We start from the raw sequence: 25,264 nt of genomic DNA, 5'->3' as shown, positions 1-25,264 counted from the left end.
GATCAGGCCGTCTTGATGTAGTCGCGCAGGGCTTCCTGCTCGCTCTCGTATTCCTGGACGCGCCGCTTGACGATGTCGCCGATCGAGATCAGGCCGACCACCGTGCCGTTGTCGATCACGGGCAGATGGCGGAACTTGCCTGTCGTCATTATCTCCATCAGCTCGGCGACCGTGTCGGTCTCCTTGCAGGTCACGACCTTGCGGGTCATGACCTCCGAGACCGGCGCCTCCAGCACGGCGGCGCCGCGCTCGCCGAGCACGCGGACGATGTCGCGTTCGGACAGGATGCCCTCGAGCCGGCTTTGGTTCATCACCAGCACTGCGCCGATCTTCTTCTCGCCGAGCAGCTTGATCGCGTCGGAGAGCTTGGCGTCGGGCTCGACGCTCATGATCTGGTGGCCCTTGGTGTTGAGAATGGAACGTACCGTCATTGTCGCCTCCCTGAATCGGAGCCCTCCGCTTTGCGCGGTCCGGACTTGTTCGCGAGTCTTCAACTAAGAGTTTTGGCGCGGGTTTCACGCTCGCGCGCTTGTCGAAGCGTTGCCGCTACGGCCTTGTCGCTTCGGAACATTCTTCGGCACAAATGATGGATGAATTCGGGCCGCGCCGCAAGCGCCGCTTCAAATTCGGTCTGAAACGTCCTGTGATGACGCATCCGCAGCATCGCTTCGCACGCGCGGCACGGGATCGAACAGCGCGAACAAGAGCAGGCCGGCGAAGAAGCCGCCGATATGTGCCTGCCAGGCGACGCTCGTGGTCTCGGCATCGACGCCGATCGCGCCAACACCGAAGATGATGTTGACGCCGAACCACACCGCGAGGAAGCCGACCACTCGCCCGTCCCGCAGCGCGCGCGACAGCGGCAGCGCCGGAACCTTGGCCGCGGTATCGGCGTCCGATCGGCTGAACGACAGGAAGCTGCCGCGGACGAAGGCGAAGCGGATGGCCGCGGCCATCGCGCCGGACACCGAGGCCGAGGCGCCGATCATCGGCGCCACCGCATGCTCATGGGTGACGAGATGGGCGAGCGCACCGGCCGCCGCCGTCACCGCCATGAACACGAAAAACCTGACCGCGCCGAAGCGCCGCGCCAGCGCGCTGCCGAACGGCAGCAGCCACAGCACGTTGAAGCCGAGATGGGTCAAGTTGGCGTGCAGCAGCGAATAGGTGACGAAGCTCCAGACCTTGGCGCCGGCCCCGCCCGGAATTTGCAGATTCAGCAGCGAGGCATCGTAGCGCTTGGGGATGAAGCCGAAGACATCGATGGTCCAGTTCTCGAGCTCCGGCGGCAGCAGCACCCGCAGATGGATCACCGCGAGCAGAAGGATATAGGCCGTCAGCGCCACCGGCAGCGTCAGGACCGGCTCGTGCGAAGCTTGCTCGGCAGCGGCCGGCACGGCCGGCTGAGTGTCATGTGGAGAATTTGGCGGGGAATCCAAGGCAGCTTCGCTTTCAGGCGCGATCGGAGCGTTGCGCTTGGAGATAGTCGCGTTTGCCGGCCTTGCGCAAGTGCACAAAAGGAAAAGGCAGGGCCCTGGGAAAGCCCTGCCTGTCCGTGTCGACCTTCCGATACCGGAGGAATGAAGGTGTATCCCCACCCCTCCCCGGCCCGTGGCAAACTGTTTGACGCCTGTGTACAGGCCTCGCCGAGAACCTGGATGAAAGCGGCGAGGCTTGCGACCGCGATGACCATAGCAGGCGAGCGGGCGACGCCAAGCGCATAGTTAACTTAACGTTAACGCCGCAAAGGCCGGCTTAAGAGCGGCGAAAACGCCGCTCCGGCATGGACGCTGCTAGTCCCCTCCTGCACAACAACGAAAGGGATCGCGGGTGCACTGAAGCGGGACAGGTCTGTCCCGCGAGGTGGCGCCCCGGGGTAAGCGTCCAGTCATGAAACATCCGTCGAGCCGCGCATTCTTCGCGTATTGGGACAACAAGCGCGGCGCTGCACGGGCCCCTGACCGGGCCGACATCGATCCGGCCGCCGTCCGCGGCCTGCTCGGCGACATCTTCGTGCTGTCCTGCGACCCCACGCTCGGCTTCCCCTTCCGCGTCGCCGGCACACGGGTCTGCGCGCTGGCGGGAGCGGATCTCAAGGACGCGAGCTTCGCGGCGCTGTTTGGCGAGGCGAGCCGCGGCGAGATCGAGGAGATCACGACCGTGGTCGCCGACGAGACGCTGGGTGCGATCGCCGGCGTCACCGCCGCGCGCGAGGACGGCAGCAAGGCGCGTCTCGAGCTCTTGCTGCTGCCGTTCAACGCCCGTCCCCACACGCCGGTGAGCGTCACCGGCGTGCTCGCGCCGTTCGACGACGAATGCGGCGCGCTTGGCCCCTTCACCCTCACCTCCTGGCGCTATCTGCACCAACCGGAGAAATTGCTGCCGCGCGCCATCCGCAAATTGCAGATCGCCCGCGGGCTGATGGTGTATGAGGGGCTGCGCTAGAAGCAGCCTTCGCGTCTGACGCGCAGCTTTGCTGACGCCGCTGCCGATCTTGGAAAGCCTGATCGCGCTCAGACGCGCCCCGCGTGCGAGCTTGCCAATCCATCAGAGGAACCTTAGCTTTCAGGATGCGTTGGCCATTGCCGTGGCAAGCAACAACGCGGCTCGGTTGGTGAAAATGCGTCTGCCGGGCCTCCGTCGAGGGACGATTCCCGTGATGGAGCACGCGACCAGAGTTGGTAATCGATTGTTAGCTGCGCTACCGCCGGCCGATTTCGCTTTGCTTGCCCCTCATTTGCGAAAAGTACCACTCGAGCACGACCATGTCCTGGTTCGATCAGGCGACAAGGTCGAGCATCTCTGGTTTCCCTGCAGCGGCGCGATCGCCTTCATCATGGAGTTGCCGAACGGACAGACGGCGGCAACGGCCGTGATCGGCAACGACGGTGGCGTCGGGATCATGACGGCGCTCGGCCCGACCCGATCACCCATGACTGCAACCGTCCGCGTGGCCGGAACGGCACTGCAGATCTCGGCCGCGCGATTTCACATTGCGCTCGAGCGCAGCCCCGCCATCGCAAGTTCGGTCCAGCTTCTCACCAGGGCGATGCTGACGCAATTCCAACACGTCGCGGCCTGCAACGCGTTGCATTCCGTCGAAGCGCGCCTCGCCCGCTGGCTGCTGCACATCCACGACCGGACCGATGGTGGCGATATCCTGCCCTTGACGCAGGAGACGCTGTCGGAATTGCTTGGCGTCCGGCGCACCACGGTCACGCACGTGGTGAGCGCGTTGCGCACGTCACGGGCAATCAAATCCAACCGGCGCGGCCAGCTCGAGATCGACAGGCGCCGCCTCGAGGTCATCGCCTGTGAGTGCTACAGGGTGATGAGCCGCAGGATCGATCGGATCGTTTCGCAGGATGCGCCGAGGGTTCTTCACACCGCGCCGGCGCGGATCGGCTGCCTACCGCCCGACCCGCCCTTCGCCGAGACCGACTCGTAGACCCAGGCCTCCCTGGCAAACCATTCGTGCGTCGCTGCGCATATCCGGCAATAGGTGCGGGAAAAGAACACCGCAGTGCACCGAAACCTTTCGCGATCCATCTCGATACCGGTTGGAATGGCGTCTCCGGTTTCCGGGCACTTGATCATCACCATACCCATCCTGATTTCCTCCAGCTTGGCGTCACCTCGGCAGTGAGGGAGGCCGCAATCGGCTGGACGGCGTCTCTTCTTGCGAAGACGCTCGTCCAGCCGATCCGCGCGGCCAACCGCTTCGACTCAAGCAGCCTTACGCAGGACCCGGTTGAAGCTCTGCTTGATCGGCTCGGCCGTTTCGGTCGCGACCTTCTGGGCGAGTTCCCACAGTTCGCGGTTTTGGGCCGAAGTTGCTTCAAGGGTCTTGCGGCTGTGGGCCGTGGAGAGGTCTACGAGATCGGCAAACGACCTCGCATCGACGAGCTGGGAAAGGAAGTCCAGGGTGGAGCTGGTATTGATGTGGGATATTTCGATGAGCTTGATGCCGTAATCGGAGGCACGCTTGGCATTGGTCGAACAGGCGTCGCAGACGGCTGCAGTGATCTCCTCCGAAGTTGCCCTCATCTGCGCAAAGTTTGCCTGGGCCCGCGTGGCGCCCTGCTCGGCGAGACCGCCGAAGATCGTCTGCATGTTGAAGAAGGGTACGTCGAACCGGAACTTTGCGCTTCCGTTGCCCCCCGCGTCTTGCGGCGCGGCATTCGTATCGACTTTCACATTGGCATCACTCACGGGCTTTCATCCTTTCAAGCGAAAACTAGATAACGGATTGAAGACTCCCCGATGGGGTCGCAGTGCATGCCGCACCGGGACACCAGTACTCCGACTTTCAATGCGGTGGATTGCTGCGGATAACCGCCCCCGCCCCCTTTACGACACCAACTATGCCAGACGAAAGTCGTGGGTTCGGTTCGCTTTCGGACTCTCCGCTTGAATTTATTCAGTTCATGCGTCGAAAACGGCGCGACCGCGCTATGCATCTTTGAAGTTGTTGCGATGCGCATGCGCCAACGTGAGATCACCGCAGCAACTCCCCTCGTGAGGCAGACGATCGCGCTTGCGGCATGGCCCTTTTTGCCGGATTTGCGTCGTTCCCGATGCCGCCGCGAGCGGGTAGCTTCCGCGCCGTATGAGGCAACCGCGATCGGGTGACATCATGATTTGGCGCATTCTGGCATGGGGCGCCCTCGGAGGCCTGGCGGCGCTCGCGGCGATCGGCGGAACCTGGTTGCTGCTGCTGCCCGGCGCGCCCGCGCGGGGAGCCGCACCCGCAATATCGAGCGAGGAGACCGAGGCGACGCTTGCCGCGCTGAAACCACCGAAGCGAAAGCGTCCCCTCATCGCCATCAACCTATGCGGCCGACCGCAGGCTCGTCGTTGACCGCGGCGTCGCAACCACGACCGGCATCACCGCGTCCATGCCGATGGCCCTCAATCGAGGCCATCGCCGGCCGCGGCAGGGCCGAGGCGATCGCCCGCGACGCCGGCCTTGCGGCATGGGATGCGCGCCACCGCAGTGACGCCTTCCAGTTTACGGTGCTCTCGCAAAGAAAGGCTACTGCGAGGATGTTTTTCGCTGCGCGCATCGTCTCGGAGAAATAGATTGCGATGATCGAGATGGACACGACGGACCGAGATGAGCAAGCCGCATTGGCGTCCCGCCCGCGCATCGGATCTGCCCGCGATCAGCATGATCGCGGCGCGCATCCATCCTGATCTGCCCGAACGCCCCCAGGTGCTCGCCGAGAAGATGCGGCTCTGTCCCGACGGCTGCCGCGTGCTGATCGCCGGCGATGCGATCGCCGGCTATGGACTCGCGCATCCCTGGACGCAGCACCACATTCCGCCGCTCGATGGCTTGCTGCAAGCATTGCCTGAGGATGCGGACTGCCTTTACCTGCACGATGTCGCCGTGCTGCCCGACTTCCGCGGCGGCGCTGCGCGCGGTTATGTCACGACGATCGAGGCGCTGGCACGCGCCTTGGACCTCACGAGGCTCGCGCTGGTCTCAGTCTATGCCACGCGGCCGCTATGGGAACGGCTCGGCTTTCGCCCCGTCACCGCGGATGAGCAATTGCGCGCCAAGCTCGCATCCTACGGCGAAGCTGCCACCTACATGCTGCGCGACCTCGCTGCGACATAAAGCATCATTGCTGTTCACGCTGAATGGTGCCCGATCAGCCGCGGCGTTTCTTCTTCGCCTTCTTGCCCGGCGCGCCCTTCACCGGCCACGGTGTGACGGACGGCTCGGCGTGCCCGGGCCTGTTCTTGTGCTTCTTTTTCGCTCCGAACGAAGGCGCAGCGTCGAATCGCGGCCCGCGCTCGCCGAGCGCCTTGCCGCGCGGCTTGGACTCCCGTGCGTCGCGCGGGCGATCGCCCTGACCTGCACGATGATCGCCGTCGTCCTTCTCGCGCCGCGGCGCGTATGACCGCTCCTCCGAAGGCGCCTGCCGCTGCGGCACATCGGCCATCGGCTCGATGCGGATGCTGTCTTCCTTGTCCGGACGCTTGATCTTCGCGGTGAAGGCGTCTGCGACCCGCTCGGAGATCTCGAACTCGGTGGTGGTGTCCATGATCTTGATGGCGCCGATGTCGCGCTTGTCGATGCCGCCGCGGCGGCAGATCATCGGCAGCAGCCAGCGCGCCTCAGCATTCTTGCGCCGCCCGATGGCGGCGCGGAACCACACGCTGCCCTCGGCCATGCCGTGTTTCGAAGACGATTTGCCGGACTTCGATCGCGGCTTGGCGCGATCCTCGCCACCTTCAAACCTGTCGCGCCCGCGATCCGGCCGGCCGCTGCGCTCGCCGGGATCGATGATGTCCTCCGGGGACGGCAGCCGCGCGCGATAAAGCCGCGCCAGCGCGGCTGCGATATCCTCGGCCGACCGCTCGGCGAGCAGCGCCTGCGCCAGCGCGAGATCGTCGGCGGTCGTCTCCTCGGTAAACAGCACGTCCTTCATGCGTTCGTGATCGAGCTTGCGGATCTCCTCCGCCTGCGGCGCCGTGCCCCAGGCTGCATCGATGCCGGAGAGGTTGAGCAGCAGCTCCGCGCGCCGCCGCCGCGCGGGCGGCACCAAGAGGACGCTGGTCCCCTTGCGGCCCGCGCGACCGGTGCGGCCCGAGCGATGCTGCATGACCTCGGCGTCGTTGGGCAGGTCGGCGTGAATGACGAGGTCGAGACTCGGCAAATCGATGCCGCGGGCGGCAACGTCGGTCGCAACGCAGACGCGGGCGCGTCCGTCGCGCAGCGACTGCAGCGCCAGCGTGCGCTCGTTCTGCGTCAATTCGCCCGACAGCGCGACCACGGCGAAGCCGCGCTCCAGCAGCGCCGCCTGCAAATGCCTGACGGCATCGCGCGTGCTGCAAAACACCAGCGCGCTCGGCGCCTCGAAGAAACGCAGCACGTTGACGACCGCGTGCTCGACATCGCCCGGCGCGATCCGGATCGCGCGGTACTCGATGTCGGCGTGACCGCCTGCGTCGCCGGCGACCTCGATCCGGAAGGCGTCGCGCTGATACTGCCGCGCCAGCGCGACGATGCCACGCGGAAAGGTTGCCGAGAACAGCAGCGTCCGGCGCGTCTCCGGCGTGGTCTCGAGGATGAACTCCATGTCCTCGCGAAAGCCGAGATTGAGCATCTCGTCAGCCTCGTCGAGCACGACCGCGGTGAGTTCGGAGATGTCGAGCCGGCCGCGGCGGAGGTGGTCGCACAAACGGCCGGGCGTGCCGACGACGATGTGCGCGCCGGCGGCCAGCTCGCGCTGCTCGCGGCGCGGATCCATGCCGCCGACGCAGGAGACGACGCGCCCGCCGGCATGTCCATATAGCCAGGCCAGCTCGCGCTGGACCTGAAGCGCGAGTTCGCGGGTCGGCGCCACGATCAAAGCGAGCGGTGCGGCTGCAGGTGCGAACTGCTCGGCATCATCGAGCAGATTTTTGGCAATCGCCAATCCATAGGCGACCGTCTTGCCGGAGCCCGTCTGGGCCGAGACCAGAAGATCGCGGCCGGCGGCTTCGTGCGCGAGCACCGCGAGCTGGACTGGGGTCAGTGAATCATAGTTCCGCTCGGCCAAAGCGCGGGCGAGCGGCGGGGTCAGGGCCGGAAGAGACACGAGATAGGAAACCTTGGTTGATTCAGGCGCGGAATGGTGAACCGGCGGACCTGAGCTGGCGTGCGCGGCAATCGGCCCGGCCACACGCTGGCGATGTGATTGAGGGCTCTTTACGCCAAGCGCCGGGAAATCACCATGCCTGTGATGCATGGCTTTTCGACAAGAGCCGCGCCTGAAGGTTGCAGCGAACTTTTGCGGCCACCTTGATTAACCTGAAGCCGATCGGCTCCCAAGGGGACGACCGCGTGACGTCTTCCATCAAACGCGCCTGCGGCGATTGCACGCTTTGCTCTTGCGCGATCACACCGTGACGCTCGGGCCGGGTGAGCTCTACGTCATGCCAAAAGGTGTCGAGCATCGCCCGGTGGCGCGCGAGGAGGTTCATCTGGTGCTGATCGAGCCGGCCGGCACACCGAACACGGGCGACAAGGCAACCGCCGCAGCGCGCAAGCTGGCCTGAAGCGCTTCAATCCCTGGAGGTCACCAGCCTGTTGAAGCTGCCGACCAGCCTTGCCCGTGTCCGCACCACATAGTCCTTTGCCGCGCGGCTCAGGGCGCGGATCATGCGCCAGGCCTCGGTCGCTTGCAGCCATGCCCTCACCTCGGCGAACTTCCCATACGTCCAGGCGAACGCCGGAATCCGCATCAGCTTGTCGCGGGTAAGATGAAACAGACGCTCGACCAGCACGAGCTTGAGCAGCTCGCCGATGATGAAAGTCACAGCGCCGCTCACGATCTGGCCGGTCGCCGCGAGGTAAGCCGCCACCGGCTTGATCGGTTCCAGGATGATCACTGGCACCGAGAACAAGGCCAGCGACGGGTAAGGCGGCAGCGATTTGATCCACTCCCGCAACCGCCTGAATTCGAGATGCCGCCCGATCCAGCGCGCGATCGGCCTCGCCACGGCGATGAAGACCGCATCCACCAGGAAGTAGATGGCGGCCAGGATGTAAGTGACGGGTTTCAGGATTCGCTTCACGAGACCTCTCCCGTGAAGTGAAAGCCGGAACTTGGGCCTAAGTTTCACCTCGGAATGGATAAGTCGGGGATATTCGCATGGAACTTTTGGGGCTCCCGCTCAGATCTCCGCATAGATTTCCAGCAGATTGCCGTCGGGATCGCGAAAGAACAGCGTGCGGTGGCCGAAGGATTGATCGGTGGGCGGCGACAGCAGCGCCACGCCCAGGCGCACGAGCTCGTCGGCGCATTGATCGACCTCGGCCGCGGACACCTTGAAGGCCAGTTGCAGCGAGGCCGTCCCCGCCGGCACCGGCGCATCGGACGCCGTGCGGCTCGGCCTCGCCAGAGCCAGCGTGTTGCTACCGATCCCGTATTCGATCCAGTTCGGCGAGAGCTCGCGCAGCAGGGGGAAGGCCAGGACATCCTGGTAGAAGCGCCGCATCGCCGCCATGTCGCGCACGAAGATGACGGTGTAGTCGATGGCGCGGATGGCATGGAAGGGCGAGCGGGCGTGTGGAGTTGGTTCGGCTGTCTGCTCGTCTGTCATGACGTCTTCATTCCAAATGCCGCAATTTAGCCCGCATGAGCGGAGCGATGTGGGACAACCCGGCCCACATGAACCCCGGATCCGGGCAACGTCTTCACTCCACCAGCTCCAGCCACGGCACGATGGTCGACTTCACCGTCTTCATGGCCATCGCGTCCTTCACCGCCTGCGCAACGCCTTGTTCCGTGAACGGGTAGATCGTCTGCATGTTCAGCCAGGGATATTTGCCTGCCGTGCGGTAGAGCATGTCGACGCCGAGCGGCAAATCGTTGCCGGTAAAACCCCAGGATCCGAGCACGTTGAGGTCTTTGGTGCAGATGCGGTGCCATGAGGTATCGATCGAGCCGGCGTCCGTGAACTGGCCCATCTCGACATAGGTGCCGCCGTCACGCAGCATCTCGATGCCTTCGGGACCGGCGGTCGGATGGCCCGAGCAGTCCATCACGAGATCGGCGCCGAAGCCGCCGACGATCTCGCGCACACGCGCAATGCGCTCCTGCGGCGATTGGACCTCGATGTTCACCGTCGCCTCCGCGCCGAACTCGCGCGCGAGCTTGAGCCGCGGCGCCTCCGGCGCACCGACGCAGATGACGCGCCCTGCCCCCATCTCCCTGGCGGCCGCGACGGCCAGAATGCCGATCGGGCCCGAGCCCTGGATCACCACCGTGTCGCCCCAGGAAAAGCCACCAGCACGGGTCGCGCGATTGAAGGCGCGGATGCAGGACGTCAGCGGCTCGGACAGCGCGCCGAGCCGCAGCGACATGTCGTCGGGCAGCTTGTAGATCTTGGTGCCCGGCAGCATGTCGAGATCGACATAGACATACTCCGCCCAACCGCCCCACAGGTGCGGCGCCTTGTCGAAGCCGAGATAGCGGCCGTAATAGACCGGCGTCAGGCATTTGTTGGCGGTCTGCGGATAATGGAGACAATAATAGCATCGCCCGCAGGGCATCAGCGGCGGGATCATCACCTTCGATCCGACTGCAAGCGGCTTGCTCATGAAGTCCTCGGTGAACTCGCCGCCGCATTCGACTATGACACCGCCGAGCTCGTGGCCCAGCGTGAACGGCCAGGGCAGCGGCTTCGGCCAGTGACCTTTCAGGATATGCAGATCGGTGCCGCAGACGCCGCAGGCGCCGACCTTGATCAGCGCGGCCTTCTTGCCGAGCTTTGGCCAGGGCACGGTCTTGATCACGGGCTCGCTGCCGGGGCCTGCGTGGGTGCAGACGCGGATCTGGTCCATGGCGAATTCCTCGCTGCCCGTCTATTATGACTATGGTGCGGGCTGACGCGAAGCGTATGTGAGATGCGCCTGGATGCCAAGGTGCGGCAGCCTCCATGAGCGAAGCGACATGCTGGGCCGGCTGTTTCCGGATATGGCTGCGCTCATCCGGGGCTACGATCGGATGGTGCCGATGCTGCGCGACTACCGTGAGACAGACGCGAAGCGATCGTACGCGTCGCGCTCGCCGCATTCGCGGAGTTCGAGCCGCATTTTTCCGACTGGCCGCTGTTCAACGCCAATGTCGCGAAGATGCCGGGGCTTGCCCGGACTGGCGAGATCATCGTCGCCGAAGATGGCGGACGCATCGTCGGTGCCGTCGCCTATATCGGTCCGAAAGCGACGAAGCCTGCGTTCTTCGATCCGGCGTGGCCGGTCATCCGCATGCTCGTGGTCGATCCCGCCGCGCGCGGCAAGGGCGTCGGCCGGCAATTGACGGAAGAGTGCCTGCGCCGCGCCGAGCGCGACCAGGCGGGCGTCATCGCCCTGCATACGACCCCGATCATGACGGTCGCGCTGCCGATGTATCTGCGCATGGGATTCGTGAAGGCCGGCGAGGCCCGGATATTCTGGGCGTGCCGTATGCGGTTTATGTGAAGGCGCTGGCCGCGTAGCTTGCGACCACAACCACCGCCGTCATCTTGAGGTGCGCGCTCTTGCGCGCCTCGAAGGATGGGCTGCTAGCGCCTGTGGCTCATCCTTCGAGGCTTCTCCTTGCGTGCGAATGCATCGCAAGGTTCGCACCTCAGGATGACGACGGAGTGTGTGGCAACTGTGCATGGCAGATGCGCAAGCACGTCCAAGTGCCTTGAGCACTCACCTGCCAGCGTGTATGGCCGGATGAAATCCCATCCAGGTGCCCCCTTGAATCCCCTGCCCCATTCTCCCGTGGTCGCGTCCGGATCGTTCGCGGCGATGAAGTCCGTGCGGTACCGGCTCCAGTTCATCGCCTATGTGCTGGCAATGATGGCCGACAATATCGAGCATGTGATCAGCTATTGGGTGGTGTTCCAGAAATTGCACTCGCCGACATTGGGCGGCTTTGCCGTGCTGTCGCACTGGCTGCCGTTCCTGCTGTTCTCGGTCGCGGTCGGCGGGCTCGCCGACCGGTTCGATCCGCGCCGGATCATCCAGTGCGGCATGCTGCTGTTCATCGCGGCCTCCGCCGGCTGGGGCTTCTTCTTCCTCACCGACACGATCCAGATGTGGCACGCGATGCTGCTGCTGGTGATCCATGGCTGCGCCGCGGTCCTTTGGCAAACACCGAACCAGTTGCTGCTCTACGACCTCGTCGGCCCCGCCGATCTGCCGAGCGCGGTGCGGCTCAATGCGATGGCGCGCTATCTCGGCATCCTGGTCGGGCCTGCGGTCGGCGGCATCATCATGCTGACGCTCGGTACCTCGCACGGCATCATCTTCAACACGCTGTTCTACCTGCCGATGCTGCTCTGGCTGTTCTGGGCGCCGGTCCGCGACAGCAGCGTGGCGGTGCGGCGCTTCGCCGTCCGCGGCCTCGCCGACATTATGCTGACCATCCGCGCCATCGGCACCGAGCCGGTGCTGACGGCGATGACCTGGCTTGCCGGCCTCACCTCATTCATGATCGGCAATGCCTATCACGCCCAGATGCCGGGCTTTGCCGGCGATCTCGGCCATGGCGATCCCGGCGTCTCCTACAGCGTACTGCTCGCGGCGGACGCCGCCGGCGCGCTGCTCGCCGGCATCGCGCTGGAGTCCTGGGGGCGCCTGAAGGGCACGCCGCGCACCGCGATCATGCTCGCGATGCTCTGGAGCGCCGCACTGCTCGGTTTCGCCGCGATGCGGATCTATCCGGTCGCGATCGTGCTGCTGTTCTTTGCCGGCTTCTTCGAATTGTCGTTCAACACCATGGCGCAGGCGCTGGTGCAACTGAACGCGCCGCACGACATCCGCGGCCGCGTCGTCGGGCTCTACAACATGGCCGGACTCGGGATGCGGGCGTTCAGCGGCATCACCGTCGGCGTGTTCGGCGCTGCGATCGGCATCCACTGGTCGCTCGGCCTCTCGGCCGCGGTGCTGCTGGCGGTGCTGCGCCTGCTCTATGGGCGCGCGGCGAGGAAGGCGGCCGGTTGACTCCCGCCCCTTCCCACCGCACGCTCGGCGGAGGGACACGGGGAGACGAGGCGTTGCGCAATCGCTGGGGCATTCTTGCGATCCTGTTCCTGGTTCGCCTCACCATCGCGTTCCAATTCCAGAGCGTGGCCGCGGTCGCGCCGCTGCTGCAACAAAGCTTTGGCGTTGGCATCGCCGACATCGGCATCCTGATCGGGCTCTATTTCACACCCGGCATCGTCCTGGCACTGCCGGGCGGCGCGATTGGCCGGGCGCTCGGCGACAAACCCACGACGATCGCCGCGCTGGTGCTGATGACGGCGGGCAGCCTCGTCATGGCCTCAACCGACATCTGGGGCTGGCAGTTGGCGGGCCGGCTCGCCTCCGGCGCCGGCGGCGTGCTGCTGACCGTGCAGCTCACCAAGATGGCCACCGACTGGTTCACGGGAAAGGAGATCGCGACCGCCATGGCGATCTTCGTCAATTCCTGGCCGGCCGGCGTTGGGATCTCGCTGCTGCTATTGCCGGCGCTGGGCACTGGCTATGGCGCGGGCAGCGTATTCCTTGCCGCGGCCGCCCTGACCGCGATCGGCATTGTCCTGATCGCATTCTATCAGCCGCCGCCAGGAGCAACGGCCGGCCCGGCCGGCTCGGGCCGGCTCGATCCCCTGGCGCTGCTGGCGGTGATCGTCGCGGGCGCGATCTGGGGTCTCTATAATGTCGGCTTCGCCATGATCTTCTCGTTCGGCCCGTCCCTCCTCGTCGAGCGCGGCTGGAGCATCGCCGCGGCGGGCTCGGCGATCAGCGTGGTGATGTGGCTGTCGGTGATCTCGGTGCCTACAGGTGGCTATCTCGCCGACCGCTTCAAGCGACCCTTTACACTGGCGATCGCGGCAAGCCTCATGGTGGCCCTGCTGCTGGCTTGGCTGCCGAGGTCGGAGGCCGTCATCACCATCCTCGTTTTGATCGGCCTGATCGGCGGCCATCCGGCCGGCCCGATCATGAGCCTCGCCGCCCGCGTGCTCGCCCCGGAGACGAGGGCGATCGGGATGGGCGTGTTCTACACTCTGTTCTATGCCGCGATGATGCTGGGACCGGCCATTGCGGGCCGGCTCGCCAAATCGGCCGGCACCGCCGCGGTCGCGCTCGACCTCGGCGCGCTGACGGTCTTGGCCTGCCCGCCTTTGATGTGGCTTTTCGAGCGCATTGTGTCTGTCCGCCATCGCCGCGCGATCCTAACGCGGCATTAACCCTATGCACCTTAGGGTCGTGCCGGACTCCGCCAGGCGGGGGGTCGGGTAGTGAAAATGGCGTTGGCGAACAAAAAATTTCTTCCGGCCGCCGAGGAACGTCGGCGTTTCCAGCGGGTGAAGGTTCACCTGCTCGGCCGCTACATGCTGCCGGACCGCCGTGAATTCCCCTGCCAGGTGATCAACATGTCGCCGGGCGGCCTGGCGCTGCTCGCGCCCGGCATCGGCAATGTCGGCGACCGCGTGGTCGCCTATCTCGACCATATCGGCCGCGTCGAAGGCAAGATCACCCGCATCATCGACAATGGCTTTGCCATGACGATCGGCGCGACGCCGCGAAAGCGCGACAAGCTTGCGGCGCAGCTGACCTGGCTCGCCAACCGCGACATCCTCAATTTGCCCGAGGACCGCCGCCACGACCGTATCGTGCCGCGCAACCCAATCGCGGTGCTGACGCTCGAGGACGGCACCAAGATGACCTGCCGCATCATCGACCTGTCTTTGTCCGGTGCTGCCATTGCGGCGGAGAACCGGCCACCGCTGAGATCGACGGTTTTCCTCGGCCGGGTCCAGGGCCGTGTGGTCCGCAACCTCGAAGACGGCTTCGCGCTGGAGTTCATGCACGAGCAACCGGCCGAGACACTCGAAGAGAGCGTTACCGCGCGGTAAAGCGCGAGCGCAGCAAAACCACTGTTTTTCCAGCCCAAGAGGCGGCCTCCGCGATGCGGACGCCGCCTTTTTCGTGCGCCGTGACCGGGTTAACGCCGGCGCGCGGGCGCGCGGAAACGGTAGTTCCGTCAGCGTTTCCGCGTTAACCGCTAAAATTTGAATCAATTGCAATATTCTCAAACTTTATTCGAAATCGATTCAAGTATAGATCGAATTCGCCCGCAGTTTTACTTGCATTCATCTCGACTTGACTTGGTCGACTTAGCGGCAACTCAAAAGCTCCATGCGAAATGTGGTCCCAACAAGAAACGGGGGCCACGATGTTCGACTTCAGGGGACAGGGGAAAGGGCTGGCGGTCGCCGCCATGCTCTTCGGGATCAACGCGGCAGCGCAGGCCGGCGAAGGCCGTCTGCTCTACGCGAGCCTCGGCGACACCACGCGTGCGCCGATCGGCTGGGTCGAGTTCTGTGCGGATAATGCCGCGCAGTGCCAGGGCGGGCCGACGCAGCCGCGCGATATCGTGATGTCGCAGACGGCATGGCGCGACCTCGTCAAGGTCAATCGCTGGGTCAACGAGACCGTGAAGCCTTTGACCGACCAGGAGCACTGGGGCGTGATCGAAAAGTGGTCGCTGCCAACGGACGGCTACGGCGACTGTGAAGACTACGTGCTGTTGAAGCGCAAGATGCTGATGGATGCCGGATGGCCGCGCGAGGCCCTGCTCATCACCGTCGTGCGCGACAAGAAGGGCGAAGGCCACGCGGTGCTGACGGTGAAGACCGACAAGGGCGAGTTCGTTCTCGACAACCAGAACGAGAACGTCGTCGCCTGGACGGAGACCGGCTACCGCTTCGTCAAACGCCAGTCGCAGAGCGATCCCAACGTCTGGGTCTCGCTGGGCGATACCAGGCCGGCGATCTCCACCGCCAGCGCACGAGATTAGGAACGAGACAACGAGTTACGCGACCCGGTCACATCCCCACCCCTCCCCGTCCCAGACCGGTTCGCGCGCGCCCAGCCATCCCCCAATGGCTGGGCGCATCTTTTTTGGGATGCGATCAGCCTTGCGATGCCCACGGCACGCGCGCGGCAGTGAAATCGCGCCACGTGCTTTGCAAGGTGGGCTGCACGCCGACCGAGGCGCGCGCCTGCCAGCCGGCGATCGCGGCAGCCGCTATGGCACTCTCGGGGGACTCGCCACCGAGCCCTTCGAGCAGCGAGGCTGTGACGGCCATGTCGTTGAAGGCGCCGAGCTCCTCCTGCAGGCCGGCGAGCCGGCGCGAGTAGCGTCTTGCGGATTTGCGATCGGCAAACAGCGGCAGCAGGAACTCGCTGAGATAGCGCAGACGCTTGGCCGCGAGCCGCACCCGGTGCACCTGCTCGGCCGACAGCGACTTGAAGCGGCGGCCGCGCCTCAGCACCTTGGCGTGCTGCTCCGACAGGATGCGCTGCGCGAAATTGACCGCGGGCTCGGCGAGCTGGCCGAGATCTTCGGCGGCGACGTCGTTGCGCCAGCCCCGCGTCTCGATCCAGCCGCCGAGGCCGATCAGGAACAGCGCGCAGCGGCGATCGCCCAGCGCGCGATGCGCCTTGCGATAGGCCTCGGACTGGCGCCTGGCCGCGGCCCGCCCCAGCGTTTCGAAACCCGCGAACGCCGGGCAAGCCGCCGCGATCGTCGGCAAGGTGTCGAGCTGGAACACGTCCCAGTCGCGCGCGGCGGACAGGTCCTGCGCCAGCCATTTGGTTTCCGAGCGCAGCACATCGAGATTGCTGAGCGCGCCGACCGATCGCATCAGATCGAGCGCCGAGCGAAGCCGCCGCAGCGAGACGCGGAGCTGATGCACGCCTTCCGGATTGCGGCCATCCTCGGCCGCCGGCAGCGATTGCAGCAAATGGTGGAAGCAGGAGCGCAGGATGGTCTCGAAGGCCTCGTCGAGCGTCACCGCCGGGTCGAGCTGAAGCCTGCGCGGCCGGCGTGCCGACGGCGGCCTGCCGGCGGCAAGGTCGAAGCCGCGCGCCGACTTGCTCCGGATCGACGGCTTCACAGCCCCGTGCTCCGCAAGACGCAGTGCGATCTCGTAGATCGTGCTGGCGCTGCCGCTCTTGAGTTCAAGCTCGATCTCGCTCACCGGCAGCGATCGCTCGCCGGCGATCAGCTCGCCCTGGTCGAAGGCGATCTCGACCGTACCGGACGGCAGGTCGATGATCCGTGCGTGGCGATGGATGTCGGCGGTGAAGACGGCTTCGAGCGGCTGCATCTCGAGCTGCCCGCGGAGCTTCTCCGGAATGAAGGGCATCGCCAGAGCGAGATCCGGCGCGAGCGAGGGAACGCTCGCCTCCCATTCGCCGCGGCGCAGCGGATCGTCCGCAGCGTCGGTCTTCACGGTCTGCACGAAACGCGCGCCGTTCTGGCGCACGCGCAGGCTGAGGCCGCTCTTCCGAAGCGCGCGCTCAGGCGTGTCGTAGTAGACCGATTTGAGATGCTTGCGCGTCCCCTTGTTGCGCGCGTTGCTCGCGATGATCGGCGCGGCATTGAAATGCGCCATGCGCTCTGCATCGACGAGAAGCTTGAGCTCGATCTCGCCCGCGGCGCGCGCGGCGACAGTCGATTGGGCTGGTTCCGGCGCGGGCAGCGCATCCAGCGGCGGCGTCTGATCACTCACGGCGCCCTCGACGGTCTCTGAATCCGCGCCCCGCTCGGCCGGATCAATCTGGCCGTGGAAGCCGGCGACGACTTGCGTTCTCTTGTTGTCCTTTGGAACAGGATTCCCGTCCGGCGCGCCCGGAGTCTTGCGGGCCGGCGTTGCGTCTGACTTTAGCATTTTACGATGACATGACAGTTCGATGACAGAACGTCAGCATATAGCGGGTGCCGTGCGCGAGGAATAGTAACGTTACGCTGCAGCGCATGATCGTCCACACGACGTTCAGGACGCAAATTCAGGCAAAGCTTGTCACAATCGGCTTGACGCCCACGAATTAAATTTGCCGTGCGACCCGGCAAGTGATCGAATTGACAGCGAATCTCGTCACTCTCGAAAGCGAGATGAACGCGTCAGCGAGCTTGACTCAATGCTAGCCGAGAAATTCTTCCTGGTTCTGGAGACGCTTAGAAGTCACGCATCCGATGACCGGCCCGAAATTGTGACAAGCCCTGCGAGGCCGCCTGCAATCCCGGAGATTGCGTCGGCCTCGCCGCGCAAGAAGCCGGCACCCGACGATCGCAACTAGAAGCGCTCCAATGTCGCAAGGCCGCGATGCGCCATGCGCGTCAATGTGCAAGACTGTTCTTGTAGATCCGGCCGCCCTTCATGATCACGACAAAATTCTTCGCGGGATCTTCGACGAGCGCGATGCTGTCGAGCGGATTGCCGTCGACGAGCAGGAGATCGGCGAGTGCGCCCTCTTCCACCACGCCGAGCTTGCCGGGATAGGGATTGCGCAAGCCCGAGAGGCTCAACAATTCCGCATTGGCCGACGTCGCCATGGCCAATGCTTCAGCCGGCGTGTACCAGCGCGTCAGTGCAGCGAGCATTGAGCCCTGCTTCTCCGCCAATGCCTGTGAGAACAGGACGTCGGTGCCGAACGCGGTCTTGATCTTGTACTTCTTCGCGAGCGCGTAGACGCGATCGGTGCCGGCGACCACCTGCCGCATCTTGTCCTGCTCCGCGGGCCCGAGCGCCGCGGCACCGGACAGGTCGAGGAACGGCTGCGTGCTGAGCCAGATGCCCTTCTCTGCGATCAGTTTCGCACTCGCCTCGTCCATGAGATGACCGTGCTCGATGCATCTCACGCCGGCCGCGATCGAGCGCTGGATCGCGGCCGGCGTGTAGGCGTGCGTCGCAACGTAGGTGCCCCAACTGTCGGCGGCTTCGAACGCCGCGCGCAGCTCGGACTCGGTGAAGGTCGAGACGTCGAGCGGGCTGAATGGCGAGGCGACGCCGCCGCCCGCCGTGAGCTTGACCTGCGAGGCGCCCTGCATCAGTTGCTCGCGCGCGCGCACGCGCACCTCGTCCGGACTGTCCGCAACCATGCTGGCGCCGATCATCTCCATGCGGCTCAGCATGCCGCCGATCGTGCGCGGCAGATCGGAGAGCTGCCGGAAGTCGCCGTGTCCGCTGGTGATGGTGATCACGGCACCGGACGGATAGATGCGCGGACCGGCGACCAGATCTTCGTCGATGGCCTGCTTCAGGCCGAAGCTCGGTCCGCCCATGTCGCGTATCGTGGTGAAGCCGCGCATCAGCGTTGCAGTTGCCTCGCTGGCAGCGAGCAGATTGTTGTAGCCGATATCGCCTGCGAGCGCGGCCATCGGCGTCGGGCGCACCAGCATCGCGTGCCAATGCGCATCGATCAGCCCCGGCATCAGCACGCGCCCGCCGCCGTCGATCACCTGCCCAGTGGCCGCGATGTCCGCGGTCGCGATCTTCTCGATCGTCCCGTTTTTGACGAGGACATTGGACGCGGCGGAAAGCGCGGCGTTCTTTCCGTCAAAAATCCTGATGTTGCGGAACAGGACGGCAGAATTGTCTTGAGCCGTTGCGGGCAGCGCGCTGCAAGCAATCGCCGCCAGCAGGACGGCCAGCCTGGCGAGCATACTCAATCCCGGCATGGTCAATCTCCGCGCGTCGACGCCGCTACGCCGTTGCAGCCTTGGGCCGCCACGCCAGAGTCAGCCAGCCGATGCCGTGCGACAATAGGTCGATGCCGAGCAGCATTCCGAGCACCCAGAGCCCGGTCATTGGAAACCCCGTGAGGATGACGAGGCCCGCAAGCACGCCAAACAGACCGGACGCCAGCATGATGCCGCCGCCCTGCTGCCAGCGGCCAAATCCGATCAGGATGCGCACCACACCGGAGATGAAGAGTGCCAGTCCGAGCGCATAGGTCAGCAGCAGCACGCCAGTCAGCGGCTGGCTGACGAGAATGATGCCGAAGGCGATGTAGAGAATCCCGAGCACCACCTGCCAGAGGAACCCGCCCCAGCCCTTGGTCCAGAATGCGTGGAAGATCTCGAAGGCGCCGGTCGCGATCGCCATCCAGCCGATGAAGAGCGCGCTGATCACGGTGAAGAACGCAACGTCGCCCAGCACCATCAGTCCCGCGAACACCATGAAGAGACCCAGCAGGACGCACACCCAGCGGGATGGTTGCGGTAGGCCGGTTGAGCCCATCGGCGTGCTATGGTCGTAAGTCGTCATGACGTCCTCCCTCGATTAACGCCAACGCCAGCCACAATGCCGGCGTCCACGATGCCACCAGCATACCCAGCGCCGCCGCTTGCGATACCGCGGCCGCGGCCGATGTGGTGGACGGTGCGGCGGTCGGTGTGGTGGACGATGCGATGGGCGGTTGACCGTGTCCGGCAACGGACGGGCATCCTGCGCATAGATCTGGCCGGCAGGATCGCGCCGGCCCGGGGCTGGACGGTCGGTCGGTGAGGCCTCAGGCAGAGCCGCAGCATCCCCTGACCACAGGCTCGCGCCCGCGCCTGCAAGGATCACGCCTCCGAACAGCGTGCGCAGTGCAGCGCGGCGATCCATTTCATTCATCGGGCTCTCCTTCACCAAGCCTCCTGCCCACGAACTCACGTCTTTGCAGCGGATTCATCATTCGGAATCTCGCCCGGCAGATAATGCGGAAGCCGGCCGGCCGGGATGATCGCGATCAGGGCGAGGCCCGCCATGATGAGCAGCCCGATCTTCAGCGCGCGCAGCCTCGCGTCGGTATTGATGCGTACGGCTTCGGCGACCTGTTGCGGCGAGCCGTTGGTGCGTTCCAGAACGCTGCGCAGGCGGTCGTTGCTGACGAAGGTGATGTTGTCGAGATCGACCTGGGCCTGGAGCTCGGGCGTCAGCACCGGGCTCGCCGTGATCCTGCCGAGCGCGATCGTGCTGAGCAGACCGACCATCAGCGCACCCGCAACGGCCGTTCCAACCGCAGAGGCCAGGTTCTGCGTCGTCCCGCGTAGGGACCCGACGTCGCCGGCGAGTATCTTCGGCGATGACGTCACCAGGACGTTGAACAACAACGTCACGAGCGAGCCCTGGCCGATGCCGAACAGGACCAGCCCGAACAGCACCGGAACCTCGCTCCAGTCGTTACGCACCACGAACGCGAGCCAGGCCAGCCCGACGGTGCAGAAGACAAAGCCGTAGCGGCCGATCTGGCGCGGCGTCAGCCGGTCGTAGACATTGACGATCAGCATCGCGGCGAAGAAGACGGTGAGGTTGAACGGCATCATCGCGATCGCAGTGGCGAGCGGCGTGCGTCCCTGCACGATCTGGATGTAGAGCGGCACGGTGAAGTTCAAGGCGGCCTCGAGCGCCACCACCGCGAACAGCGCATAGACGGCGCAGCGTTCTTCGGGAGAGTCGATCACCGCTAGCGCCAACAGCGGTGTCCTGCCGGCCGCCTGCCGCCGGTGCGTCCACATCAGGAATGCCTGGCCCAGCACGATGCCGAGCACGATCATCACCGGCGCGGGCGAAAGGCCGAGCAGATCGAACGGCGCGTTCGCCGTCGCAACGGCAAGGCCCCATCCGTTCAGATTGTTGAAGCCGAAACTGATGAGGACGATCGCACTGGCGGCGAGCAGGACGCCGACGAGATCGATCTCCACATCGGGCCGGCCATGATCGGGCTTGAGACGGAAGCTCAGCAGGAACACAATGGCGGACGCTGCAATCAGGATACCGAACGCCGGCCGCCAGCCGATATAGGTCCCCAGCACGCCGCCGATGATGAAAGCAAGGACGCCGGCGGCCGCACGTGCCGAACCAAGCGCACCAAGTGCGGTTGCCTGCTGCTTGCCAGCATAATTCTCGGCAATCAGCGCAACCAGCGAGGGCACGATCACCGATCCTGCGGCGCCGCAGAGCGCCTGCGCCGAGATCATGACGGAAGCGGACGGGCTGAACGTCATCATCAGCTGTGAAATGAAAAACAGCACGACCGCGACGCGGAACACCTGCAACGCGCCGAAACGCTGGGCGAGCTTGGCGCCGAGCATCACGAAACCCGCGACCAGCATCGAGTAGGCTACGATCCCGGTCGCGACCGTGGTCGGCGGCACTCCGAAGCTTGCGACCATGCCGCCCATCGCCACAGGCAGCGACGCGACATTGTACGACATGATCATCTGCCCCAGCGCGATCGCGATCATGGGAATCCAGGACGCGCGCTCTTCCTGGTGAATGCCGCCGATCGACATTGTCTGCGTGACCATGGCGTCCTCCGGCTTGATCAGCGTTGCGATCGGTCGGCAAGAGCCGCCGATCCCTTTGACCATTCATTGTTCCGGTTGCGATACCAACAAATCCATCCCCAGCCGCTGCGACAGGAATTTTGCGGCCAGCTGTCCCCGCACACTGTTGCCGGCGGCATCGAGCGGCGGCGCAAAAGTGCCGAAACCGCCCTTGCCGGGCGACACGGCGACGATGCCGCCCCCGATCCCGCTCTTTCCGGGCAGCCCGATGTCGTAGAGCCAGTCGCCAGACGTCTCGTAGAGCCCGGCGGTGATCATGACGGCGAGCGCGTAGTGGCACACCGATGCATCGACCACGCGCTGCCTGGTGACGGGATTGACGCCGCCGTCGGCGAGCGTCGCGCCCATCACGGCAAGGTCACGGGCACTGACGTTGAGCGAACACTGACGCGTGTAGAGATCGGTCGCTTCCTTTGCGTCGCTATAAATGCGGTCATAGCTCTCCAACAGCCGCGCAATGCTGCGGTTGCGAAAATTGGTCTGCGACGCTGACGCGTAGACCTCCTCGTTAAGCGGGAGCTTGCGGCCGGCAAAACGCGAGAGCCCGTCATGGATAAACCTCCAGCGCGCTTCCGCAGTCGTGCCCGGCGCGAGGCTGGTTGTCGCAATCGCTCCCGCATTCACCATCGGGTTGGTGCGGCCGCTGCCCTGCTCGATCGCGGTGAGTGAGTTGAAGGGAAGCCCGGTCGCATTGGCGCCAAGCTTGGCGCGCGCCTCTTCGGGCCCGATGGCCTCGCAGACCAGCGCGAACAGGAACGGTTTTGATACGCTCATGATGGTGAATTCGTAATCGACGTCGCCGGCGCCGTAGACGCGCCCGCTGGTTCCAACGACACAGACGCCGAACAGCTCGCTCGGAACCCGGGCGAGCGCTGGATAGACCTGCGAATTGTTGCCGTCGCGATTTGATTTGAACCGTCGCTGCGCGTCGTCCACGAGCGCCTGCACCAAGTCCGGTCCAGGCAGATGGCCCGTCGATACGTAAGCCGGTTCCCGCTGATCGGCGACCGAACGCAACGCCATCGCACCACTCCGCAGAACGGACTTCAACCGAAGACGACTTCAGCTGAAGAGCTCAACGTCAGCTCCGTTCTAGAGCTCGATACGCACGATCACTTTGCCCGCAGACTCCGCATCGAGTCAATTTACAACCGAAGGGCGATTTAGCACTTCAGCCATCTCGTACGATAGGAGATGATTATTCTCTGGTAAGCAGGGCTGCCCGCTTGCATCGACTTCAAGTCAAATGGCAACCGTTCGCGCGGCAGATGCGGTCAACGAAAGATTGCAACCGCGCCACGCTAGAGTACGATCGCGGCCATGGTCCCGCGGGGATGGGCGGGACAACGGCTTGAAAGCGAGGGGCGAGATCTGAACGACGAGGCGTGACATGGTGGCGCAAACGAGTGACGGACACATTCTGCTGGTCAAGAAGCTCGGCGGACTCTTCGCAATCATCATCGGATGCCTGCTGACCGCGGTCGGCGTGACCTTTGAATCCAGTGGAACGACTTTCGTCGGCGTTCTCTTCCTGGTGCTGGGCGCTGTCTTGCTGGTGCTGAAGATCGTCAGGCGAAACGACGGATCGTCGCTGCCATAGCCAGCCGGCGCGGTTCGCTTATGCACCCAGAACGTCGGCGAGCCGCAGCTCGTCGGCGGCGGGATCCTTTAAAAACAGCTCGGCTTCGATCTCGTTCAGATGCGACAGCATCTGCGCACGCGCAGCCTGCTTGTCGCGCTTGCGGATCGCGGCGACGATGCCGGCGTGATGATCGGTGCCGCAGGCCGGCGTGTCGTGGCGGCGGTAGAGCAGGATGATGAGCGAGGAGCGCGCGATCAGCTCCTTCAGGAATCCGAGATAGATGCTGTGGCCGCTCATCTCTGCAATGAGACGGTGAAACTCGCCGGAAAGGCGGACGGAGGCGCGAGCATCGCCGCGCAGCTCGGCCTCGCGCTCTTCGGTAAGATGTTGCTGGAGACGATCGATCCAGACAGGTGACGCCGCATCGATCGCACGATCGACGATCGTCGGCTCGATCAGACGGCGCGCCTGGAACACTTCGCGGGCATCGGCCGGTGTCGGCCGCGCGACGAAGGCGCCGCGGTTCTTCTCGATGTTGACAATGCCTTCATGCGCGAGCTGTTGCAGCGCGGTACGCACCAGCGTGCGGCTCGCGCCATAGATTTCGCCGATCTCGTCCTCGCCGAGCTTCGTACCCGGCAGCAGACGGTGCTCGAGGATAGCTGCAGTCACGCCCGCCCTGATCCGGCTGACGCGATCGCTCGCATCTGGCGCATCGGATTTTTGGCGGGTCTTGGCGGCCATCAGTTGGAGGCGCTTGGGTTCGAGGGCTCGATCGGCGAATATCGGGCCCAAATGTTAGTCGACGAGCTGTATCCAATCACAGGCGAAACTTTATACAATCTTCGCCCGTTTTGTGTGCAGGTGTCTGCGCGCGCGCCAGGCAGACCGGATGCGCGGGATTCGATCTAACGATCTGACTCAGCAGCACAGTTTTTGGGATTTGGCGGACCGAAGCCTGTTGGCACGGACCTTGCGGAGAGAGGCGGAAAGCATCGCCCTCCCCTTGGACACGCCATGGCCACTCCCGCAGCTCTCGAATTGGTCGCCGTCACCAAGCGCTATGACACGACACTCGCGGTCGACAACGTCAACCTGAAGATCCCGGCGGGCACCTATTGCTGCCTGCTCGGTCCCTCCGGCTGCGGCAAGACCTCGACGCTGCGCATGATCGCGGGCCACGAGGCGGTCAGCGAAGGCGACATCATTCTGGGCGCGCAGAACGTCACTGATCTCGAGCCCGCCAAGCGCGGCACGGCGATGATGTTCCAGTCCTACGCGCTGTTTCCGCACCTGACCGTGCTCGACAACGTGGCGTTTGCCCTGAAAATGCGCGGCGTCGACCGGGCGACGCGGCACAAGCGCGCCGGCGAGCTGCTCGAGCTCGTGGCCATGAGCCCCTATGCAGGCCGGCTGCCGGCGCAGCTCTCCGGCGGTCAGCAGCAGCGCGTGGCGCTGGCCCGCGCGCTGATCACCGAGCCGCAGATCCTGCTGCTCGACGAGCCGCTCTCCGCGCTCGACCCGTTCCTGCGCGTCAAGATGCGGGGCGAGCTGAAGCGGCTGCAGCGCGAGCTCGGCATCAGCTTCATCCAGGTCACCCACGGCCAGGAGGAGGCGATGGCGCTCGCCGACCATATCGTGGTGATGAACCACGGCAGGATCGAGCAGCAAGGCTCAGCCCGCGACATTTTCCACCATCCCCGCACCGAATTCGTGGCGCGCTTCGTTGGCGGCCACAACGTCCTCAGCGACGCCGGCAACCTCATCGCCGTGCGCGCCGATCAGCTCGGCATCGTGCCGTTCGCCGAGGGCGCGTTCGGCGCGCCGGCGCTGCTGACCCAGACCGAGTACCAGGGCTCCTACATCGCCGTCTCGCTCACGCTCGACGACGGCACCGCCCTGTTCTCCCACATTCCGGAAGCCGCCTTCGACGTTCACCCGTTCCGTCCGGGCGATCGCGTGCTGGCCACCTGGGATCCCGCCAAGGCGCAGCGCCTGCAATAGCGCCGATCGATCACTGGAA

24 protein-coding genes and 2 pseudogenes are annotated in these 25,264 nt (G+C 65.0%); 13 read left to right on the top strand and 13 right to left on the bottom strand.

Features of this window, described 5'->3' with window-relative positions; all coding sequences use genetic code 11:
* Window positions 1–2: 2 nt before the first annotated feature.
* Both ACVWY3_RS06915 and ACVWY3_RS06910 read right to left on the bottom strand, forming a co-directional pair.
* The gene (locus tag ACVWY3_RS06915) at window positions 3–431 is read right to left on the bottom strand and encodes a CBS domain-containing protein (RefSeq protein ID WP_456837798.1); all 429 of its coding nucleotides are present in this window, start codon (window positions 429–431) and stop codon (window positions 3–5) included.
* 189 nt (window positions 432–620) lie between these two features.
* Complete coding sequence (locus tag ACVWY3_RS06910) at window positions 621–1,439, bottom strand: rhomboid family intramembrane serine protease (RefSeq protein WP_456837797.1); 819 nt, start codon at window positions 1,437–1,439, stop codon at window positions 621–623.
* Between the two features lie 451 nt (window positions 1,440–1,890).
* Between ACVWY3_RS06910 and ACVWY3_RS06905 the strand changes: the two genes are divergently transcribed.
* Together ACVWY3_RS06905 and ACVWY3_RS06900 are read left to right on the top strand one after the other, a co-directional pair.
* Window positions 1,891–2,445, top strand: a complete 555-nt coding sequence (locus ACVWY3_RS06905; protein WP_456837796.1) for a PAS domain-containing protein — start codon at window positions 1,891–1,893, stop codon at window positions 2,443–2,445.
* Between the two features lie 211 nt (window positions 2,446–2,656).
* Window positions 2,657–3,448 (top strand): Crp/Fnr family transcriptional regulator, encoded by a 792-nt coding sequence (locus tag ACVWY3_RS06900; RefSeq protein ID WP_456843306.1) that lies wholly within the window; start codon window positions 2,657–2,659, stop codon window positions 3,446–3,448.
* Between the two features lie 278 nt (window positions 3,449–3,726).
* Here ACVWY3_RS06900 and ACVWY3_RS06895 read toward each other — a convergent pair whose 3' ends face one another.
* Entirely contained in the window at window positions 3,727–4,212 is a 486-nt protein-coding gene (locus tag ACVWY3_RS06895; protein ID WP_456837795.1) for a phasin, read from the bottom strand.
* A gap of 424 nt (window positions 4,213–4,636) precedes the next feature.
* On the opposite strand from ACVWY3_RS06895, the gene ACVWY3_RS06890 reads away from it, so the two are divergent.
* The 3 genes and pseudogenes from ACVWY3_RS06890 to ACVWY3_RS06880 all read left to right on the top strand — a co-directional run bounded on the left by ACVWY3_RS06890 (window position 4,637) and on the right by ACVWY3_RS06880 (window position 5,623).
* Window positions 4,637–4,861 carry a hypothetical protein gene (locus tag ACVWY3_RS06890; protein WP_456837794.1) on the top strand — a complete coding sequence of 75 codons (225 nt, stop codon included), beginning with the start codon at window positions 4,637–4,639 and terminating at the stop codon, window positions 4,859–4,861.
* Window positions 4,833–5,016: pseudogene (locus tag ACVWY3_RS06885) on the top strand (DJ-1/PfpI family protein); the annotation flags it as partial. The gene ACVWY3_RS06890 and the pseudogene ACVWY3_RS06885, both read left to right, overlap by 29 nt.
* A 100-nt stretch (window positions 5,017–5,116) precedes the next feature.
* Window positions 5,117–5,623 carry a GNAT family N-acetyltransferase gene (locus ACVWY3_RS06880; RefSeq protein ID WP_456837793.1) on the top strand — a complete coding sequence of 169 codons (507 nt, stop codon included), beginning with the start codon at window positions 5,117–5,119 and terminating at the stop codon, window positions 5,621–5,623.
* 34 nt (window positions 5,624–5,657) lie between these two features.
* Here the strand turns inward: ACVWY3_RS06880 and ACVWY3_RS06875 are convergent, their stop codons facing one another.
* Entirely contained in the window at window positions 5,658–7,592 is a 1,935-nt protein-coding gene (locus ACVWY3_RS06875; RefSeq protein ID WP_456837792.1) for a DEAD/DEAH box helicase, read from the bottom strand.
* A gap of 292 nt (window positions 7,593–7,884) precedes the next feature.
* On the opposite strand from ACVWY3_RS06875, the pseudogene ACVWY3_RS06870 reads away from it, so the two are divergent.
* A pseudogene (locus ACVWY3_RS06870) lies at window positions 7,885–8,052 on the top strand (cupin domain-containing protein); the annotation flags it as partial.
* 6 nt (window positions 8,053–8,058) lie between these two features.
* On the opposite strand, the gene ACVWY3_RS06865 reads toward ACVWY3_RS06870, so the two are convergent.
* The 3 genes from ACVWY3_RS06865 to ACVWY3_RS06855 all read right to left on the bottom strand — a co-directional run bounded on the left by ACVWY3_RS06865 (window position 8,059) and on the right by ACVWY3_RS06855 (window position 10,342).
* The gene (locus tag ACVWY3_RS06865; RefSeq protein WP_456837791.1) at window positions 8,059–8,571 is read right to left on the bottom strand and encodes a hypothetical protein; all 513 of its coding nucleotides are present in this window, start codon (window positions 8,569–8,571) and stop codon (window positions 8,059–8,061) included.
* 99 nt (window positions 8,572–8,670) lie between these two features.
* Window positions 8,671–9,099: a VOC family protein gene (locus ACVWY3_RS06860; protein ID WP_456837790.1), complete on the bottom strand. Its 429-nt coding sequence runs from the start codon at window positions 9,097–9,099 to the stop codon at window positions 8,671–8,673.
* A gap of 94 nt (window positions 9,100–9,193) precedes the next feature.
* Entirely contained in the window at window positions 9,194–10,342 is a 1,149-nt protein-coding gene (locus ACVWY3_RS06855; RefSeq protein ID WP_456837789.1) for a zinc-binding dehydrogenase, read from the bottom strand.
* Between the two features lie 207 nt (window positions 10,343–10,549).
* On the opposite strand from ACVWY3_RS06855, the gene ACVWY3_RS06850 reads away from it, so the two are divergent.
* From ACVWY3_RS06850 to ACVWY3_RS06830, 5 genes are all read left to right on the top strand, one after another.
* Window positions 10,550–10,978 (top strand): GNAT family N-acetyltransferase, encoded by a 429-nt coding sequence (locus tag ACVWY3_RS06850; protein WP_456843305.1) that lies wholly within the window; start codon window positions 10,550–10,552, stop codon window positions 10,976–10,978.
* 267 nt (window positions 10,979–11,245) lie between these two features.
* Window positions 11,246–12,493 carry an MFS transporter gene (locus ACVWY3_RS06845; RefSeq protein ID WP_456837788.1) on the top strand — a complete coding sequence of 416 codons (1,248 nt, stop codon included), beginning with the start codon at window positions 11,246–11,248 and terminating at the stop codon, window positions 12,491–12,493.
* Window positions 12,494–12,546: 53 nt separating this feature from the next.
* Window positions 12,547–13,722 carry an MFS transporter gene (locus ACVWY3_RS06840; RefSeq protein WP_456837787.1) on the top strand — a complete coding sequence of 392 codons (1,176 nt, stop codon included), beginning with the start codon at window positions 12,547–12,549 and terminating at the stop codon, window positions 13,720–13,722.
* Between the two features lie 57 nt (window positions 13,723–13,779).
* Complete coding sequence (locus ACVWY3_RS06835) at window positions 13,780–14,391, top strand: PilZ domain-containing protein (RefSeq protein WP_456837786.1); 612 nt, start codon at window positions 13,780–13,782, stop codon at window positions 14,389–14,391.
* Between the two features lie 320 nt (window positions 14,392–14,711).
* Window positions 14,712–15,335: a transglutaminase-like cysteine peptidase gene (locus ACVWY3_RS06830; protein ID WP_456837785.1), complete on the top strand. Its 624-nt coding sequence runs from the start codon at window positions 14,712–14,714 to the stop codon at window positions 15,333–15,335.
* 115 nt (window positions 15,336–15,450) lie between these two features.
* Here the strand turns inward: ACVWY3_RS06830 and ACVWY3_RS06825 are convergent, their stop codons facing one another.
* The 5 genes from ACVWY3_RS06825 to glsA all read right to left on the bottom strand — a co-directional run bounded on the left by ACVWY3_RS06825 (window position 15,451) and on the right by glsA (window position 22,682).
* Complete coding sequence (locus ACVWY3_RS06825; protein WP_456837784.1) at window positions 15,451–17,214, bottom strand: CYTH and CHAD domain-containing protein; 1,764 nt, start codon at window positions 17,212–17,214, stop codon at window positions 15,451–15,453.
* A 449-nt stretch (window positions 17,215–17,663) separates the two neighbouring features.
* Window positions 17,664–18,989 carry an amidohydrolase family protein gene (locus tag ACVWY3_RS06820; RefSeq protein WP_456843304.1) on the bottom strand — a complete coding sequence of 442 codons (1,326 nt, stop codon included), beginning with the start codon at window positions 18,987–18,989 and terminating at the stop codon, window positions 17,664–17,666.
* A 40-nt stretch (window positions 18,990–19,029) separates the two neighbouring features.
* Complete coding sequence (locus tag ACVWY3_RS06815; protein ID WP_456837783.1) at window positions 19,030–19,593, bottom strand: HdeD family acid-resistance protein; 564 nt, start codon at window positions 19,591–19,593, stop codon at window positions 19,030–19,032.
* A gap of 386 nt (window positions 19,594–19,979) precedes the next feature.
* Entirely contained in the window at window positions 19,980–21,683 is a 1,704-nt protein-coding gene (locus ACVWY3_RS06810; RefSeq protein WP_456837782.1) for an MFS transporter, read from the bottom strand.
* The gene (gene glsA, locus ACVWY3_RS06805) at window positions 21,684–22,682 is read right to left on the bottom strand and encodes a glutaminase A (protein WP_456837781.1); all 999 of its coding nucleotides are present in this window, start codon (window positions 22,680–22,682) and stop codon (window positions 21,684–21,686) included.
* A 367-nt stretch (window positions 22,683–23,049) separates the two neighbouring features.
* Here glsA and ACVWY3_RS06800 point away from each other — a divergent pair, with 367 nt between their 5' ends.
* Window positions 23,050–23,259 carry a hypothetical protein gene (locus ACVWY3_RS06800; RefSeq protein ID WP_456837780.1) on the top strand — a complete coding sequence of 70 codons (210 nt, stop codon included), beginning with the start codon at window positions 23,050–23,052 and terminating at the stop codon, window positions 23,257–23,259.
* Between the two features lie 18 nt (window positions 23,260–23,277).
* Here ACVWY3_RS06800 and ACVWY3_RS06795 read toward each other — a convergent pair whose 3' ends face one another.
* Window positions 23,278–23,985, bottom strand: coding sequence for a GntR family transcriptional regulator (locus ACVWY3_RS06795; RefSeq protein ID WP_456837779.1), 708 nt, complete (start codon window positions 23,983–23,985; stop codon window positions 23,278–23,280).
* Between the two features lie 273 nt (window positions 23,986–24,258).
* On the opposite strand from ACVWY3_RS06795, the gene ACVWY3_RS06790 reads away from it, so the two are divergent.
* A complete protein-coding gene (locus ACVWY3_RS06790) occupies window positions 24,259–25,245 on the top strand; it encodes an ABC transporter ATP-binding protein (protein ID WP_456837778.1) in 987 nt (328 codons plus the stop codon).
* Window positions 25,246–25,264 lie beyond the last annotated feature (19 nt).

Source organism: Bradyrhizobium sp. USDA 4486 (assembly GCF_054057995.1).
The sequence above is the reverse complement of the archived record's forward strand: the minus strand, read 5'-3'. Positions and strand labels throughout refer to the sequence as shown.

What these genes read in the sequence shown, in the direction of transcription:
- ACVWY3_RS06915 (WP_456837798.1), bottom strand. Translation starts at nt 431, where the DNA reads ATGACGGTACGTTCCATTCTCAACACCAAGGGCCACCAGATCATGAGC.
- ACVWY3_RS06905 (WP_456837796.1), top strand. Translation starts at nt 1,891, where the DNA reads ATGAAACATCCGTCGAGCCGCGCATTCTTCGCGTATTGGGACAACAAG.
- ACVWY3_RS06890 (WP_456837794.1), top strand. Translation starts at nt 4,637, where the DNA reads ATGATTTGGCGCATTCTGGCATGGGGCGCCCTCGGAGGCCTGGCGGCG.
- ACVWY3_RS06880 (WP_456837793.1), top strand. Translation starts at nt 5,117, where the DNA reads ATGAGCAAGCCGCATTGGCGTCCCGCCCGCGCATCGGATCTGCCCGCG.
- ACVWY3_RS06860 (WP_456837790.1), bottom strand. Translation starts at nt 9,099, where the DNA reads ATGACAGACGAGCAGACAGCCGAACCAACTCCACACGCCCGCTCGCCC.
- ACVWY3_RS06855 (WP_456837789.1), bottom strand. Translation starts at nt 10,342, where the DNA reads ATGGACCAGATCCGCGTCTGCACCCACGCAGGCCCCGGCAGCGAGCCC.
- ACVWY3_RS06835 (WP_456837786.1), top strand. Translation starts at nt 13,780, where the DNA reads ATGGCGTTGGCGAACAAAAAATTTCTTCCGGCCGCCGAGGAACGTCGG.
- ACVWY3_RS06830 (WP_456837785.1), top strand. Translation starts at nt 14,712, where the DNA reads ATGTTCGACTTCAGGGGACAGGGGAAAGGGCTGGCGGTCGCCGCCATG.
- ACVWY3_RS06825 (WP_456837784.1), bottom strand. Translation starts at nt 17,214, where the DNA reads ATGCTAAAGTCAGACGCAACGCCGGCCCGCAAGACTCCGGGCGCGCCG.
- ACVWY3_RS06820 (WP_456843304.1), bottom strand. Translation starts at nt 18,989, where the DNA reads ATGCTCGCCAGGCTGGCCGTCCTGCTGGCGGCGATTGCTTGCAGCGCG.
- ACVWY3_RS06815 (WP_456837783.1), bottom strand. Translation starts at nt 19,593, where the DNA reads ATGACGACTTACGACCATAGCACGCCGATGGGCTCAACCGGCCTACCG.
- ACVWY3_RS06810 (WP_456837782.1), bottom strand. Translation starts at nt 21,683, where the DNA reads ATGGTCAAAGGGATCGGCGGCTCTTGCCGACCGATCGCAACGCTGATC.
- glsA (WP_456837781.1), bottom strand. Translation starts at nt 22,682, where the DNA reads ATGGCGTTGCGTTCGGTCGCCGATCAGCGGGAACCGGCTTACGTATCG.
- ACVWY3_RS06800 (WP_456837780.1), top strand. Translation starts at nt 23,050, where the DNA reads ATGGTGGCGCAAACGAGTGACGGACACATTCTGCTGGTCAAGAAGCTC.
- ACVWY3_RS06795 (WP_456837779.1), bottom strand. Translation starts at nt 23,985, where the DNA reads ATGGCCGCCAAGACCCGCCAAAAATCCGATGCGCCAGATGCGAGCGAT.
- ACVWY3_RS06790 (WP_456837778.1), top strand. Translation starts at nt 24,259, where the DNA reads ATGGCCACTCCCGCAGCTCTCGAATTGGTCGCCGTCACCAAGCGCTAT.